Origin of the sequence: Lentzea sp. JNUCC 0626, assembly GCF_043632865.1 — a bacterium.
Classification (GTDB): domain Bacteria; phylum Actinomycetota; class Actinomycetes; order Mycobacteriales; family Pseudonocardiaceae; genus Lentzea.
On record NZ_CP171635.1, the window covers coordinates 581,629 to 595,094 of the forward strand.

Annotated in this window: 17 protein-coding genes; 3 read left to right on the forward strand and 14 right to left on the reverse strand. The window is 70.1% G+C overall.

Annotation, left to right across the window (positions count from 1 at the left end; translation table 11 throughout):
- Positions 1-19: 19 nt before the first annotated feature.
- From JNUCC0626_RS02780 to JNUCC0626_RS02835, 12 genes are all read right to left on the reverse strand, one after another.
- Positions 20-355, reverse strand: a complete 336-nt coding sequence (locus tag JNUCC0626_RS02780; RefSeq protein WP_394618048.1) for a VOC family protein — start codon at positions 353-355, stop codon at positions 20-22.
- A gap of 68 nt (positions 356-423) precedes the next feature.
- Positions 424-1,203 (reverse strand): hypothetical protein, encoded by a 780-nt coding sequence (locus JNUCC0626_RS02785; RefSeq protein WP_394618049.1) that lies wholly within the window; start codon positions 1,201-1,203, stop codon positions 424-426.
- Positions 1,204-2,400, reverse strand: coding sequence for an RNA polymerase sigma factor (locus tag JNUCC0626_RS02790; RefSeq protein ID WP_394618050.1), 1,197 nt, complete (start codon positions 2,398-2,400; stop codon positions 1,204-1,206).
- Positions 2,397-2,768, reverse strand: a complete 372-nt coding sequence (locus tag JNUCC0626_RS02795; protein ID WP_394618051.1) for a YciI family protein — start codon at positions 2,766-2,768, stop codon at positions 2,397-2,399. The genes JNUCC0626_RS02790 and JNUCC0626_RS02795 overlap by 4 nt, the downstream gene beginning before the upstream one ends.
- Positions 2,769-2,870: 102 nt before the next feature.
- Entirely contained in the window at positions 2,871-3,440 is a 570-nt protein-coding gene (locus JNUCC0626_RS02800; RefSeq protein WP_394618052.1) for a TetR/AcrR family transcriptional regulator, read from the reverse strand.
- On the reverse strand, positions 3,427-4,257 hold the full coding sequence (locus JNUCC0626_RS02805) for an alpha/beta fold hydrolase (protein WP_394618053.1): 831 nt from the start codon (positions 4,255-4,257) through the stop codon (positions 3,427-3,429). Before JNUCC0626_RS02805 ends, JNUCC0626_RS02800 begins: the two co-directional genes overlap by 14 nt.
- A gap of 83 nt (positions 4,258-4,340) precedes the next feature.
- Complete coding sequence (locus JNUCC0626_RS02810; protein WP_394621952.1) at positions 4,341-5,564, reverse strand: ABC transporter permease; 1,224 nt, start codon at positions 5,562-5,564, stop codon at positions 4,341-4,343.
- A 2-nt stretch (positions 5,565-5,566) separates the two neighbouring features.
- Positions 5,567-6,241: an ABC transporter ATP-binding protein gene (locus tag JNUCC0626_RS02815; RefSeq protein WP_394618054.1), complete on the reverse strand. Its 675-nt coding sequence runs from the start codon at positions 6,239-6,241 to the stop codon at positions 5,567-5,569.
- Positions 6,238-7,263 (reverse strand): peptidoglycan-binding protein, encoded by a 1,026-nt coding sequence (locus JNUCC0626_RS02820; protein WP_394618055.1) that lies wholly within the window; start codon positions 7,261-7,263, stop codon positions 6,238-6,240. Before JNUCC0626_RS02820 ends, JNUCC0626_RS02815 begins: the two co-directional genes overlap by 4 nt.
- Positions 7,260-7,799 carry a hypothetical protein gene (locus JNUCC0626_RS02825; protein ID WP_394618056.1) on the reverse strand — a complete coding sequence of 180 codons (540 nt, stop codon included), beginning with the start codon at positions 7,797-7,799 and terminating at the stop codon, positions 7,260-7,262. The genes JNUCC0626_RS02820 and JNUCC0626_RS02825 overlap by 4 nt, the downstream gene beginning before the upstream one ends.
- Before the next feature lie 40 nt (positions 7,800-7,839).
- Positions 7,840-9,525: a sensor histidine kinase gene (locus JNUCC0626_RS02830; protein WP_394618057.1), complete on the reverse strand. Its 1,686-nt coding sequence runs from the start codon at positions 9,523-9,525 to the stop codon at positions 7,840-7,842.
- Positions 9,518-10,198 (reverse strand): response regulator transcription factor, encoded by a 681-nt coding sequence (locus JNUCC0626_RS02835; protein WP_394621953.1) that lies wholly within the window; start codon positions 10,196-10,198, stop codon positions 9,518-9,520. The genes JNUCC0626_RS02830 and JNUCC0626_RS02835 overlap by 8 nt, the downstream gene beginning before the upstream one ends.
- Positions 10,199-10,295: 97 nt before the next feature.
- On the opposite strand from JNUCC0626_RS02835, the gene JNUCC0626_RS02840 reads away from it, so the two are divergent.
- Positions 10,296-11,207, forward strand: a complete 912-nt coding sequence (locus tag JNUCC0626_RS02840) for a trypsin-like serine peptidase (protein WP_394618058.1) — start codon at positions 10,296-10,298, stop codon at positions 11,205-11,207.
- On the opposite strand, the gene JNUCC0626_RS02845 is transcribed toward JNUCC0626_RS02840, so the two are convergent.
- Both JNUCC0626_RS02845 and JNUCC0626_RS02850 read right to left on the reverse strand, forming a co-directional pair.
- Positions 11,200-11,811, reverse strand: a complete 612-nt coding sequence (locus JNUCC0626_RS02845) for a TetR/AcrR family transcriptional regulator (protein ID WP_394618059.1) — start codon at positions 11,809-11,811, stop codon at positions 11,200-11,202. The genes JNUCC0626_RS02840 and JNUCC0626_RS02845 overlap by 8 nt on opposite strands.
- Before the next feature lie 39 nt (positions 11,812-11,850).
- Positions 11,851-12,306 carry a nuclear transport factor 2 family protein gene (locus JNUCC0626_RS02850; protein ID WP_394618060.1) on the reverse strand — a complete coding sequence of 152 codons (456 nt, stop codon included), beginning with the start codon at positions 12,304-12,306 and terminating at the stop codon, positions 11,851-11,853.
- A 139-nt stretch (positions 12,307-12,445) separates the two neighbouring features.
- On the opposite strand from JNUCC0626_RS02850, the gene JNUCC0626_RS02855 reads away from it, so the two are divergent.
- Both JNUCC0626_RS02855 and JNUCC0626_RS02860 read left to right on the forward strand, forming a co-directional pair.
- Entirely contained in the window at positions 12,446-12,817 is a 372-nt protein-coding gene (locus JNUCC0626_RS02855; protein ID WP_394618061.1) for an ArsR/SmtB family transcription factor, read from the forward strand.
- A complete protein-coding gene (locus tag JNUCC0626_RS02860; RefSeq protein WP_394618062.1) occupies positions 12,814-13,464 on the forward strand; it encodes an SRPBCC family protein in 651 nt (216 codons plus the stop codon). The genes JNUCC0626_RS02855 and JNUCC0626_RS02860 overlap by 4 nt, the downstream gene beginning before the upstream one ends.
- The last annotated feature ends 2 nt before the right edge of the window (positions 13,465-13,466 follow it).

Genomic DNA, 13,466 nt, shown 5'->3' on the forward strand with positions numbered 1-13,466 from the left:
TGTGGACGGGCCACCGGGATCAGGACTGCGGTTCGTACAGGCTGAACGGCGTGCCCTGGTCGTCCGCGCAGTGCGCGATACGGCCCGTGTCGGGCACGGTGAGCACCTCGTCGTGCTTGCCGCCCAGTTCGGCGACCTTGCGCACGGACGCCTCGATGTCCGTGGTGTGGAAGTAGATTCGCGGCTGGGTGTGCCCGGCGTCCTTGGGCGCGATGGCGCCGGCCGCGCCGTTGGTGATCACGTGGTAGTCCTCGCCCATCAGGCTGGTCTCCCAGCCGAAGACACCGGCGTAGAACGCTCGCGCCCGTGCGGTGTCGTCGGCGGGCAGTTCGAACCAGTTGGCGTGTCCGGACATGTCGATCGCTCCTCGTGTTCGTGGTGAACTGACGAGCAGAGGACGAGCGAAGCCGGCGCGACTCGACATCAGTCGCCGAGAATCTCGAGGCCGTGTTCGTAGTGGTCCAGGGCGGCGCCGACGGCCGCGGCGACGGTCACTTCGAAGATCTCGTCTTCGGTGTGATCGTGCCTCAATCGCGCGATGTCCTCGTCGGTGAGACGGTGGGAGGCCGTGCGAACCGTTGCGGCGTAAGGTCCCCAGGCGTCGCCGGCGGCTGCGGCCCGGCGGAGGGCGGGCGGCGTCACGGCCGGTGCCTCCAGGACGGCGTGCCGCAATGATCCGGAGGCGGTACCGGTGAGGAAGCGCGGGAACCGGTAGCCGAACCTGTGCAGCGACCGGGTGCCCGATTCCAGCTGGCCGGGCAGGAGCGCGAAGCCGAACGCGTTCGCCAGCCGGTTCATCACCTGCCAGATCAGGCTGACCTTCAGCGCGTCCACCAACGCCTCGCGCGGCGCCTCGACCGGTTCCAGGCTCGACAGGAAGTCCAGTGCCGCAACGAGTTCCGGGCGCAACGGCGTCGGGTCGCCGGCGATCTTGACCAGTTCGGTGTGGGTGACGGCGCAGTACGGGCACTGCAGGCGTTCGGCCGTGCGTTGCGCCAGGTACTCGCGTTCGCCCGCCGTCCAGAACGACGGCCCGCGCATCGCGTCGGCACTCAGGTCGAGGAACACCGCGCCGAAGAACTCCGGGCGGTACAACAGGGTCTTGGGCACGTCCGACATGGGGACGCGCGAGGTCGTCGAGGCCAGCCGGAAGAACAACCGGGCAGGCAGGCGGTGACCGTGGTCGAGCACGTCGAGTCGCATCTAGCTGACCTCCAGGGAACGCAGGCGCCCGGCCAGGAAGCGACGATCGGCGGGCGTCACCGCCAGGTCGTGGGCCAGCCGGTACGCGGCAACGGCTTCGGGGCGCCGGTCCAGGCGGCGCAGCAGGTCGGCGCGGGCGGAGTGGAGCAGGTGGTACGAGTCGAGCCCGGCGATCCCGTCGATCAACGCCAGCCCCGCCTCGGGCCCGTCCGTCATGGCGACGGCGACCGCGTGGTTGAGCGCTATCACCGGGGTCGGGGCCACCACGAGGAGTTCGGCGTACAGGGCGGCCACGCGCGACCAGTCGACCGCCTCCTGCGCGTGCAGGGCGGCGATCACGGCGTGCAGCACGTACGGGCCGGGCGAGCCGAACCGCAGCGCACGGTCCAGCAACGCCATGCCCTCCGCGATCTCGTCGGTGTCCCACAACGACCGGTCCTGGTCGTCGAGGAGCACCACCTCGCCGTCCGAGGTGAACCGCGCGGCGCTGCGCGAGTTGTGCAGCAGCATCAACGCCACCAGCCCGTGCGCCTCCGGTTCGTCCGGCATGAGGGCGGCCACGAGCTTGCCCAGCCGCAACGCCTCCTGCCGCAACGAGGCGTCCGGCGTGGTGTAGCCGCGCGTGAAGATCAGGTAGAGAACGCCCAGCACGCCCTGCAGCCGTTCGGGCAGCAGGTGGTCGGCGGGCACCTCGAACGTGATCCCGGCGTCGCGGATCTTGCGCTTGGCCCTCACCAGCCGCTGGGCCAGCGCGGGCTCGGCGACGAGGAACGTCCGAGCGATCTGCGCGGCGGTGAACCCTGCCACGGCCTGCAGTGTCAGCGCTAACCGGGCGTCCTCGGCCAACGCCGGGTGGCAGCAGGTGAAGATCAGCGCCAGGCGTTCGTCGCCGAGGTCGACGAGTTGCTTCTCGGTCATCGTCATCACTTCGGACGTCGGCGGTGGCAGCTTGGTGCGCGCCATCCGGACGTGCCGCAGGCGGTCCAGAGCGTGGTTGCGGGCCACGGTGAGCAGCCAGGCGAACGGATCGTCCGGCACTTGTGAACGTGGCCATTTCCGCAACGCCTGCGAGCACGCCTCCTGCAACGCGTCCTCGGCCAGCTCGAAGTCGCCCAGCGCCCGCACCAGCGCCGCGAGCATCCGGGTGCGGTGCTCGCGGTAGACCTGCTCGACCGCGGCCGACGCCAGGTCGCTCATGCCACCCCGTGGTTCAGCCCGGGGATGTGGTCGACCGGCCGCACCTCGATCGTCGCGCCGAAGTGCGCCTGCGGAATCATCTCCGCGAGCTCCAGGGCCTCGTCGAGGTCGCGGCAGTTCAGCAGGTAGTACCCGCCGAGGTGCTCGTGCGTCTCGGCGAACGGCCCGTCGGTGAGCACCGGCTTGCCGTCGCGCACCCGCACGGTGGTCGCGGTGCTGACGGGCTTCAACGGATCACCCGCCACGAACACCCCACGCCGCCGGCACTCGTCGGCGAAGGCGTTGACCCGCGTCAGGATCTCCTCGAACCGCTGGTCACCGTGCTGCGGGCGGTCCTCGCAGTTGTAGATCAAAAACATGTAGTGCATCGCGTGCCCTCCAGTCGTCGTCCGGAGGACGAACGAGACCTCAGGAAGTCGACATTCGAGCACGACCTGTTTCTCACGGCCAGGCGAGCGACGCAGGGGGTCTCAGGTGTGGCGGAGGCCGTGGTCGATCAGGTCGATGAGCCACTCGAAGCTCTCGCCGACGTCGGTGGACCACTGGAACCCGTTGGTGGCCTCGATGTTCGCGAAACCGTGGAAGACGCTGCGCAGCGCCCGCAACGCGTGGGTCATCTTCTCCGGGGCGATGTCGTATCCCCGCAGGACGGCCTCGAACGGCCCGAGGCTTCGCAGCGCGGCGGTGGCGACCGGGTCGTCGGGGCCCGTCGGGGTCAGGCCGACGGTGGCGGCGTAGCGGCCGGGGTGAGCGATCACGAAGTCGCGCAGCGCGTGGGCGGCGGCGGCCAGGGCGTCGCGGCCCGCGCGGCCCTGGGTGGCCGCGCCGAGGGCGTCGGCCATCTCCGCGTAGGCGAGTGCCCCGATGCGGCGGTTGAGGTCGTCCTGGCTGGCGACGTGCTTGTAGAGCGACGGAGCGCGCACCCCGAGGCGTTCGGCCAGCTTGCCCATCGTCAGTTCGGCGAAGCCGATCTCGTCGGCCAGTGCGGCGCCGGCCGCCGTGATCGTGGCCGCGTCCAGGCCCGCCCTAGGCACGGACACCGGCCAGGAACGTCAGGATCGCGGCGAGGGTCTGCTGGGGGTGCTGGACGTGCGGGTAGTGGCCGGCGCCGTCGATCATTGTGAGCGTGCCCAGGCCGGTCGGCAGGTCGGCGATGATCGCCTCGCCCTCGGCGCGCGGTGAGGCCCAGTCGGGGTCCTGCGTGCCCTGCACGACGAGCACCGGGCAGGTGACGTTGGCCAGCTGCTCGCCGGCGTCGGCGGGGGAGATCTTGCCCATCGCCTGGAGGACCTTCATGCGTCCGGGCTCCTCGAGCATCGCGGTGATCTGCGCCAGGCGGGCGTCCCAGTCCGCCGGTTTCACGCCGGGGTAGGCGATGTCCAGGTACTTGGCCCATTGGCTGGTGCTGCCGAGGATCGCGGTGCCCAGCAGGCGGGTCATGCCGCGGCGGTAGCCGGCCACCCGGAAGTCGGACAGCTTGACCTGCTGCTTGCGGGTGAACGGCGCGAGCTCGACCAGCGCGGTGACCAGTTCCGGTGCCTTGGCCGCGGCGATCGTGACCGCGCCGCCCGAGATGGAGTGGCCGACCAGCACGGCGGGTTCGCCGAGGTGCTTGACCAGGGCGATCAGGTCACCCGCCAGATCGGTGCGGCTGTAGGACGCCCACCCGACGCTGGACTCGCCGTGGCCGCGCAGATCCGTGGTGACGACCCGGTGTCCGGCTTCGACCAGCGCGGGGACGAGGAAGCGGTAGGCCTCACGGCTGTCGCCCATGCCGTGCGCGAGAACGATCAGTGGTCCGGCGCCCGTGACCTCGTAGGCGATGGTCCCGCCGTCGACGTTGAGGAACTCGGTCATGGCTACCTCCAGTTGGCTAATCAGATTAGCTAAAAGCTATCACGGTTAGCCAACCTGTCAAGCGCAGAGTGCCTACAGCGGCTTCACGGCGCGGCGAGCGCCTCCGTCGGGGTCAGTCGTGACGCCCGCACGGCCGGATAGACCCCTGCCACCACACCGGTCACCACGGCCGCGCCGAGCCCGGCCAGGACCATCTCGAGCGGGATCACCGCGGGCCAGCGGTGGAAGTAGGCGTACCCGGCGGTGCCCGCCAGGCCCAGCACCACTCCTGCCACGCCGCCGAGCACGCACAGCACGACCGACTCGGTGAGGAACTGCGTCCGGATCTGGCCCCGATGCGCGCCCAACGCCCGGCGCAGGCCGATCTCGCGCTTGCGTTCCAGCACGGAGATCACCATGGTGTTCGCGACGCCGATGCCGCCCACCAGCAACGCCACCCCGGCCAGGCCGAGCATCAACGCCGAGAACGTGGTTTCGGTGAGGCGCTTGGCCGTCAGGGCGTCGGACGGGCGGCTGACCCGCACCTGCATCGGCTGTTCCGGGTAGGCGGTCTGCGGCAGCACCGCGCGCACGTCGTCGATCGCGGATTCCTGCGCCCGCAGGTAGAGGACGGTGGGGCGTTGGTCGAAGCCGATGTCCTTGGCCGCTTCCCAGCCGACCAGCGCCGCGCGTTCGACCTCGGGGGCGAGTGGCAGGGGATCGAGGATGCCGATCACGGTGAACCAGCGGTCGTTGATCCTCACCTGGGCGTCCGGGGCGGTGATGCCGAGTCTCGTCGCGGCCACGTCGCCCAGGACGACGGTCGGGAACTTCTCGGTGGCGTCGTTGAAGAACGTGCCGGTGCGGACTCGTCCGTTCAACGTCTTGAGCAGGTTGAGCTTCGTGGCCAGGACGGTCAGGCCCGACGTCTCCGAGTCCGGGATCTGGTCTGAGCGGCGGACGACCGCGTGCGTGTTGGCGACGGCACTGACGTCGCTGGTGGGGCCGATGCGTTCGACCATCGCGGGGGAGTCCGGGGGCAGTGAGGCGGCCTCGTTGTTGGCGCCGGGGGCGGCTTCGGCGCGCAGGAGGTTGGTGCCCAGCGCGGCGAACTCCTCCATCAGCGCCGCTCGGCTCGACGCCGGGATGCCGGTGACCACGACCAGGGTGGCGATGCCGATGGAGATGCCCAGCGCGGACAGCACTGCGCGCATCGGCCTGGTGCGCAACGGGGAGAGGCCCAGCAGGAGGAGGTCGGCGGCGCTGAGCCTGGCCGGTGTGACGTCGCGGGGATCGGCGGTGCGGGTGGGGCCTGGCGCGATGTGCACGCTCACACCGTCACCTCCGCCTGGATGCGGCCGTCCCTGATCTCCACCTGGCGCGGGAGGCGGGCCGCCACCTCGCGGTCGTGGGTGATCACGGCGAGGGAGGTGCCCTCGCTGTTGAGGTCCAGCAGGAGGTCCAGCACGGCGCGGCCGGTCGCGGTGTCCAGGGCGCCGGTCGGTTCGTCGGCGAGCACGAGGGCCGGGCGGTTGACGACGGCGCGGGCGATGGCGACGCGTTGGCGTTCACCACCGGACAGTTCGTGCGGACGGTGCCTCAGGCGGTGGCCGAGGCCGACTCTGGTGAGAGCGTCGGTGGCCATGGCGGTCCGCCACTTGCGCGGGGTGCCCGCGTAGAGCAGGCCGGTCGCGACGTTGTCGATCGCGCTCAGGCCGTCGGTCAGGTGGAACTGCTGGAAGACGAACCCGATGCGGCGGCCGCGCAACGCGGAGAGCCGGCGGTCGGAGAGCGTGGCGATGTCGTGGCCGTCGAGCATCACCGTGCCGCTGGACGGGCGGTCGAGCGTGCCCAGGAGGTTGAGCAGCGTCGACTTGCCCGAGCCGGACGGGCCGACGATCGCGACCGCCTCGCCCTCGTGCAGGGTCAGGGACACGCCGTCCAACGCCCGCACGCCACCCGCGTACTCCTTGACGGCGTCGACGATCTGCAGGACCGGGGTCATGAGGTCGTCACCACCTGGAGGCCTTCGGCGAGGCCGCCGCCGCTGATCTCCACCAGGCCACCGGCGAACAGGCCGGTCTTCACCGGGATCAGGCCGCCTTCCTGGGGCTGCACGGCATAGCCGCCCTCGCGCAACGCCAGGAGAGCGGTGACCGGGACGGCCAGGACACCCTGCTTGGCGGTGCTGGTCACGCGCAGGCGGACCGGGCCGGAGTCGAAGTCGCCGACCTCGGTGTCGAGGCCGATGTCGACGGCGATCTTCGGGGTGTCCTCGCCGTTGCCGTTCTTCTCCGCCGTCGCCTCGGTGCTGACCGAGCGGACGGTGCCGGGGGTTTCCTTGCCGTTGGGCAGGATCACGGTGACCTTCAGGTCCTTTTTGAACACTTCGGCGTCGCGTGCGTCGACCGACGCTTCGACCGCCTTGCCGGTGGCGGTCACGGTCATCAGCGGGCCCTCGCCGGACGCCGACAGCTTCGCGGTGACCGCCTCGACCCGGACCTTGCCGGGCAGGACGACCACTTCACCGGGGTCGAGCACGCCGCTCTCGTCGACCTTTTCGGCCTTCTGCCAGCGTTTGACGGCGTCGATCGTGGCTTGAGTGAACTCGTCGGGGGCGCCGCCGAGCTTGTAGCCGAGCGCGCCGAGGTTGTCCTTCACGATCTTGACGTCCGGGCCCTTGATGCCGGGCTTGTCGAGCTTGCGCCACAACGGGGTGTCGCCGAGGAACAGCCACACCGGCCGGTTGTCCACTTTGTACACGGTGTTGCCGCGGTCGACGGCCGTGCCGGGGGAGGGCAGCCAGGTGACCGTGCCCGCCAGCTTGCCGGTCACCTCGCTCGACGCGCCGAAACCGAGGCTGGCCTTGAACTCGCGCACGTCGGTCAGGTCGGTCTTCACCACGGCGACGGTCTTGGGTGCGGGCGGCTGCGCGGTCTGGGCCGGGGCACGGCGGGTCAGCGTGAGAGCCAACACCCCGCCTGCCAGCACAAGGACGACGACACCGGCGATGATCCACCGCTTCACTTACGTCCTCCGCCGAACACTTCCTGCTCGCACTCCTTCTGGATCTTGTTCCGCTCTTCCTCCGGCAGGGTCTGCTCGCCGTCGTAGGTCCAGCTGCCCGGCTCGGTCTCGATGACCTTCATACCGCGGCTGTTGATGCACTGGACGTTCTTGTGCCAGTTGTCCTTGAACGTCGGGTTGTCGGAGTCCATCTCCCACGGCGGCAACGGCCACTTCTTCGCGCAGGCGTTCTTGGCCTCGTCGCTGTAGACCCTGCGCTTCCCGTCGGTCCCGGCCGGGCCGGTACCCGTGCCCGTCGCGTTCGGGTCTTTCTCGGCCAGACAAGCGTTGTACGCGTCGAACAGCCGCTGCTTCTCCTCCTCGGTCATGTCCATGCGCAGCCTCGGCTGGTCGCCGTCGGACGGCGCCGTGACGGCGGTGGAGGGGGTGCCCGCGTTCGAGGACTGCAGGGACGCGACGTTCGACGACGGAGGCGCGGCCTGGCTGCACGCCGAAAGCAGCAGCACGGCGGCGCCGATCACCAGCCTGAGTTTCATGGCGGCGATGCTGCCCGGCGGTTGTGAGGAAAGTGTGCGCTCAGCGTGCCGGGAGGGTGATCGTGAACGTCGTGCCGCGCCCAAGTTCGCTCGCCACCGTGATCGTGCCGTGGTGAGCGCTCACGATCGCGTGCACGATCGCCAGCCCGAGCCCGCTGCCGCCGGTGTCGCGGGTGCGGGAGCGGTCGGCGCGCCAGAACCTGTCGAACACGTGCGGCAGGTCCTCGGCCGAGATGCCGGAACCGGTGTCGATCACCTTGATCTGGTCACCCGCCGAGATGATGCGGACCGTCCCGTCGGAAGGCGTGTAGCGGAACGCGTTCGTGACGAGGTTCGTGAGGACCTGGCGCAGCCGCACGGGATCGGCGACCACGACACCGCCGCCCTCCACGACCAGGCCGGGGTGTGCGGCGGCCAGTTGCTCGAACAGCTCCCGCAGGTCGACGGGCTCGGGGTGCAGGCGCAGCTCGCCCGCCTCGGCCTGGGCGAGGTCCTGCAGGTCGTCGATCAGCCGTTGCAGCACCAGGGCCTCGTCGAGCAACGCTGTGAGCGTCGCGCGGTCCAGCTCGACCACGCCGTCGCGCGCGCCTTCGAGCCAGCTGCGGATCGTGCCGAGCGGGTTGCGCAGCTCGTGCGAGATGTCGCTGGTCATCGCCTTGCGCTGGGCGTCGGTGCGGGCCCGGTGCGCGGCCATGTCGTTGAACGCCCGCGCGAGCTGGCCGATCTCGCTGCGCGACCGGATGTCCACCTGGGCGTCGTCGCCGTGCCGCAACCGCTCGGCGGCCGCTGTGAGCGTGCGCAACGGCCTGGTCATCCGGAGTCCGACGAGCACGCTGACGCCGACCGTCAGGATCAGCACGACGGCGGCGACCACCACGATCCGACCGACGTCGAACCTCACCACCGTCGCCTGGGTCGTCCGGCCCGCGGCGTCGGTGACGAACAGCAGTGCGGGCGGTGCCACGTAGGGCCGGAGCTGGGCGCGGCGGGCACCGGCCATGCAGTCGGGGTCGGACGCGACAGGCCTCCACGACGCGTCCATGGTGATCTGCTCGGCGGGCAGACCGCGCTGCTGCAGGCACTCGTTGACGAGCAGACCCAACTCGCTGAACGCGGCGGACTCGCCCAGGGTGAGCGTGCTCAGCCGGTTCTCCGCCTCGGTGCAGGCGGGAGTGGTCGGCCGGGCCGCCGTCCTGTCCACGTTGAGGATCGGCCGCCCCCACGCGGTCGTCCGCGGCGGCGTGGCCTCCGCGGCCTGCGCGGAGGACTCGCAGCGGGCCGTGTACAGCTCGATGTCCGCGTCCAGGCTCGCCTTCTCCCGCGCGGTGAGCGCGAACGGGCCGGCGATGCGCGCGTCGATCCGGTCCTGGGGTGCGTCCTGGGCCTGGGCGAGGTCCAGCTCCAGCGGGTTGATCACGGCCGACGGCGTGGCGGGCAGCTGGGTCGGGTCGAGGTCCGTGCCGGTGTCGGCGATGACCTTGCGGTCCGCGGTGGTGAGGATCAGCCTGCGGGTGCCCGACGGCAGGCTGACGCCGTTCCAGTCGCGGTGCTGCACGGCGAACGTGATCAGCTCGCGGTAGGTGGCGGCGTCGCTCGCGACCGCGTTGCCGAGTTCCTGGCGGATCGACGTCGACGTGCTCTGGGCGGCGAGCCACGCGGTCGCCGTGATCGAGCAGAGCGCGACGAGCACCGACGCGGCCAGCAGCCGCGCGAGAACGCTATGCACCCGAGCCGTCCACCAACTTGTAGCCGACGCCGTGCACGGTCAGCAGGTACGCCGGCTTGCGCGGCTGGACCTCGATCTTCTTGCGCAGGTTCATGATGTGAGCGTCGATGGTGCGGGCCGTGATGTACCCGTCGAGCCCGTGCACCGCGCTGAGCAGCTGCGCGCGGCTGAACACCCGGCCGGGGCTCGCCGCCATCGTGTGCAGGATGCGGAACTCCGACGCCGTGCAGTCGGCCACCTCGCCGCGCACCCGCACCTCGTGCCGATCCGGGTCGATGACGATCTCGCCCAGCGACAGGTCGTTCGTGGACGTCCGCTGCACCCGCCGCAGCAACGTGCGCACGCGCGCCACGAGTTCGCGCGGGCTGTAGGGCTTGGTGACGTAGTCGTCGGCGCCGAGGTCGAGGCCGTGCAGCAGATCGTCCTCAGTGGACTTCGCGGTGAGCATCAGCACCGGGATGTCGGTCTCGTTGCGCAACGTGCGCACGACTTCCAGCCCGTCGATCTTCGGCATCATCACGTCGAGGACGAGCAGGTCCGGCGGGTTGCGGCGGACCTCGTCGAGCGCGGCGGACCCGTCGTGCACGATCCGCACCTGATAGCCCTCCTGGCGCAGGTACCGCCCGAGCATGTCGGCCTGCATCACGTTGTCCTCGGCCACCAGCACGCACATGCCCATGCGTCGCAAGATAGTCACTCCCGGCGCCACCGCACGGGATGAGGACTCCTTCCGCACAGGATGCTCACAACTCGCTGTCACGGTCGCTGCCATGCGGATACTCAGCGTGGTCGCGTTGCTGCTGCTCGGTGTGCCGGGCGTGGCGGCGGCGTCCCCTCCGGACCCTGATGTGATCGTGCACGACCTCGACACCGCCGGCGTGGCGGACTACTGGACCCCCGAACGCATCGCGGCGATGCCGACCGGGCCGTCCGCACCGCCCGGAACGCCTCCCGTCGACGACCCGACCGGCGCACCGGCCGAGAACAAGGCGATCGGCCGGCTGTTCTTCGTGGACCGCGACGGCGAGGACAGCAGTTGCACCGCGACCCTCGTGGTGAGCGCCAACAAGCGCACGGCCGTGACCGGCGGGCACTGCGTCCACACCGCGAACCTGGCCGGCTTCGACCCGAAGTGGCACTCCAAGATGCTGTTCGTGCCGGGGTTCCGGGACGGCGCGCGGCCGTTCGGGCAGTTCGTGGTGCGCAGGGCGATCGTGAACAAGACCTGGATCGCCGACGACCAGCAGTCCGAGTTCGACCAGGCGTTCATCGTGCTCGACCGGCCCGCCGGTACCGCCGAGCAGATCGCGTTCGACCGGCCCGGCGACCGGTTCGCGCGGGAGTACGGGTACCCGCGGGCCGCGAACAAGCCTGGCCACCAGGGAAGGCCGGAGTTCACCGGGCAGCGGCTCGCGCAGTGCTGGGGGAAGGCCGTGCGCAACCCAGGGCATCCCGAGTTCCCCGAGGAGAACATGTGGGGTGTGCCGTGCGACATGGGCGGCGGGTCCAGCGGTGGGCCCCGGATCAGTGGGAACGCCGTTGTGGGCGTGAACATCCAGAGCTTCAACCAGAACTCTGACGGCCAGTGGTGCCCGATCGGGGAGTGCGTGCGGCACCTCGGAGGGGCTCAGTTCACGGCGAAGGTGACGCGGCCGCTCTACCAGCGGGCGCAGTTCAGCTAGCCGGACGGGTCAACGACGCCAGCACGAGGTGCTGAGCCGCGCGGACGGTGACCGAGAGGGTGGCAGGGTCCCGGCTCACGCGACTGCCGGCCGCGGTGATGGCACCGGAGAGCAGTTCCACGACGAGCTGCAGGTCATCGACGGCGAGGAACTCACCGCTGGTCACGCCCTCTCGGACGACGGTCTCCACCTCGGCCACGATCGCGGTGAACGGGTTCTCCGGCCCCGTCCGGAATTCGGCGACCAGCGAGACGGCGTTCGGGAGGAACATCAACCCCATCTCGGGGTTCGTGGACGCGGTCAGGATCTCTTCGACGATCTCCGTCAGTCGGTTCGCGGCGGGATCCGACGACCGCGCGGCGATCGTGCTCACCCGTTCGACCAGGGGCTCGCTCGCTCGGCGGGCGAGTTCCAGGACGAGCGATCGCTTGTCCTTGGCGTAGTTGTAGAGGGTGTTGCGCGCGAGGCCGGCCTGGGCCGCGATGTGGCCCAGGGTGATGGAGTCGTAGTCGCGCTCCAGGAGCAGGTGCCGCATCGCCTCGGTGAGGTCGGTCCACACCATCTCGTGGTGTTCCTCGATGGTGGCGGCTCGGATCCGCGGCATCTGATCGTTCTCCTCGTTCCTGAACGGGACTGCTGCTGCCTATTCTCCGGTGGGCAGGCCCGCCAGTTGCGGCACGTTCTCCTGGTGGACGGCGGTCAGCTTCACACGGTTGAGCCTCCACCCGTCTGGCGTGTGGATCGCCTCGTTGTCGTAGAAACCGACGACCAGCCACCGCGGCGCGCCGACCTCGTCCGGGAACCAGTGCTCGGCGCGGACGTGGGCGCGGACCTTGGCGGTGTCGCCGTCGAGTTCGACGACGTGACCGGTGATGGCGTGGTGAGTCGCCTTGAAGGCGGAGAACGCCCCGCTCAGGCTCTCCACGTAGGCGCTCAGCGGGACGGTCATCGCCGGAGCGCCGGTCACGCTGGAGAAGTCGACCGTCACCTCGTCGGTGAACGTCCTGGCGGGCAGAGTCGTGAACTCCCGCCGGTCCGAGACGGTGGCGTAGTTGCTGATCAGCTCGATGATCTCGGCTCGGTCACTCGCGGTGCTCATGGATTTCTCTCCCTGACGGCGCAATCGGGCCACTCTTTGCGACAACCTGTCGTAAACGTTACGACAGGTTGTCGCAAAGAGCAAAGGTCGTGTTGCTTGCGTACTGGCTTATATAAGTCTGAGCTGATATGTTCCTGCCGTGCACGCGTTCGACGTTCTCGGCGACCCGGTGCGCCGACGCATTCTCGAGTTGCTCGCCGACGGTGAGCAGACCTCGGGCGCGATCACCGAGGTGATCCGGGCCGAGTTCGGACTGTCGCAACCCGCTGTCTCCCAACACCTCCGCGTGCTGCGTGAGAGCGGATTCGCCTCGGTCCGGGCTGAGGGGGCCCGCCGGATCTACGCCGTCGACGCCGCTCCGCTGAGCGAGGTCGACGTGTGGCTGGACCGGTTTCGAGGGTTCTGGAACCAGCGGCTCGACGCCCTGGGCACGGAGTTGGCCCGCGGCCGGCGGGCATCCCGGAACCGGGGTGCGGACAAGGCCGATCCACCAGAGAGGAAGCAGACATGAGGGACGTGCTGGACGAGCTGGCCGCTGCGCGCCGGACGATGGGGAAGGCGGCCTTGCCTGCGGGCGACGCCTACACGATGGAGTTGCGGCGTCGCTACGACGCGCCGGTCGAGGACGTGTGGGACGCCATCACCGATCCCGAGCGGCTGGCCCGCTGGTTGAGGCCGGTCACCGGGGACCTCCGGCTGGGCGGGTCGTTCGAGCTGGACGGCGGTGAGCACGGCGAGGTCCTCCAGTGCGACCCGCCGCGGCTGCTGCGCGTGTCCTGGCTCTTCGGGCCGGGCGCCGACGAGTGGCCGGGTACGAGCGAGGTCGAGGTGCGGCTGTCCGCGGGCCCCGCCGGGGACACCGAGTTCGAACTGGTTCACGCGGCGGCCGTCGGGGAGCCCATGTTCCCGACCTACGGCCCCGGTGCCGGTGGTGTGGGCTGGGACCTGCACTTCCTCACCCTGGCGCGTTTTCTGGCCGACGGCGAGACGCTCGACCACGACGAGTTCCGGACCTTGCCCGAAGGGCGCGAGTTCGCTCGCCGCAGCGCCGCGGAGTGGGGCGAGGCGCACCTGGCCGCCGGCGGCGATCCGGAACAGGTGGCAGCCGCCGTAGCGGCCACCACCGCGTTCTACGTGCCCGAACTCGGTCAGAGGTAGAT

Bases quoted from the DNA above. Each gene is read 5' to 3' on its own strand.
- JNUCC0626_RS02780 (WP_394618048.1), bottom strand. From the start codon at position 355: ATGTCCGGACACGCCAACTGGTTCGAACTGCCCGCCGACGACACCGCA.
- JNUCC0626_RS02785 (WP_394618049.1), bottom strand. From the start codon at position 1,203: ATGCGACTCGACGTGCTCGACCACGGTCACCGCCTGCCTGCCCGGTTG.
- JNUCC0626_RS02790 (WP_394618050.1), bottom strand. From the start codon at position 2,400: ATGAGCGACCTGGCGTCGGCCGCGGTCGAGCAGGTCTACCGCGAGCAC.
- JNUCC0626_RS02795 (WP_394618051.1), bottom strand. From the start codon at position 2,768: ATGCACTACATGTTTTTGATCTACAACTGCGAGGACCGCCCGCAGCAC.
- JNUCC0626_RS02805 (WP_394618053.1), bottom strand. From the start codon at position 4,257: ATGACCGAGTTCCTCAACGTCGACGGCGGGACCATCGCCTACGAGGTC.
- JNUCC0626_RS02815 (WP_394618054.1), bottom strand. From the start codon at position 6,241: ATGACCCCGGTCCTGCAGATCGTCGACGCCGTCAAGGAGTACGCGGGT.
- JNUCC0626_RS02825 (WP_394618056.1), bottom strand. From the start codon at position 7,799: ATGAAACTCAGGCTGGTGATCGGCGCCGCCGTGCTGCTGCTTTCGGCG.
- JNUCC0626_RS02835 (WP_394621953.1), bottom strand. From the start codon at position 10,198: ATGTGCGTGCTGGTGGCCGAGGACAACGTGATGCAGGCCGACATGCTC.
- JNUCC0626_RS02840 (WP_394618058.1), top strand. From the start codon at position 10,296: ATGCGGATACTCAGCGTGGTCGCGTTGCTGCTGCTCGGTGTGCCGGGC.
- JNUCC0626_RS02845 (WP_394618059.1), bottom strand. From the start codon at position 11,811: ATGCCGCGGATCCGAGCCGCCACCATCGAGGAACACCACGAGATGGTG.
- JNUCC0626_RS02850 (WP_394618060.1), bottom strand. From the start codon at position 12,306: ATGAGCACCGCGAGTGACCGAGCCGAGATCATCGAGCTGATCAGCAAC.
- JNUCC0626_RS02860 (WP_394618062.1), top strand. From the start codon at position 12,814: ATGAGGGACGTGCTGGACGAGCTGGCCGCTGCGCGCCGGACGATGGGG.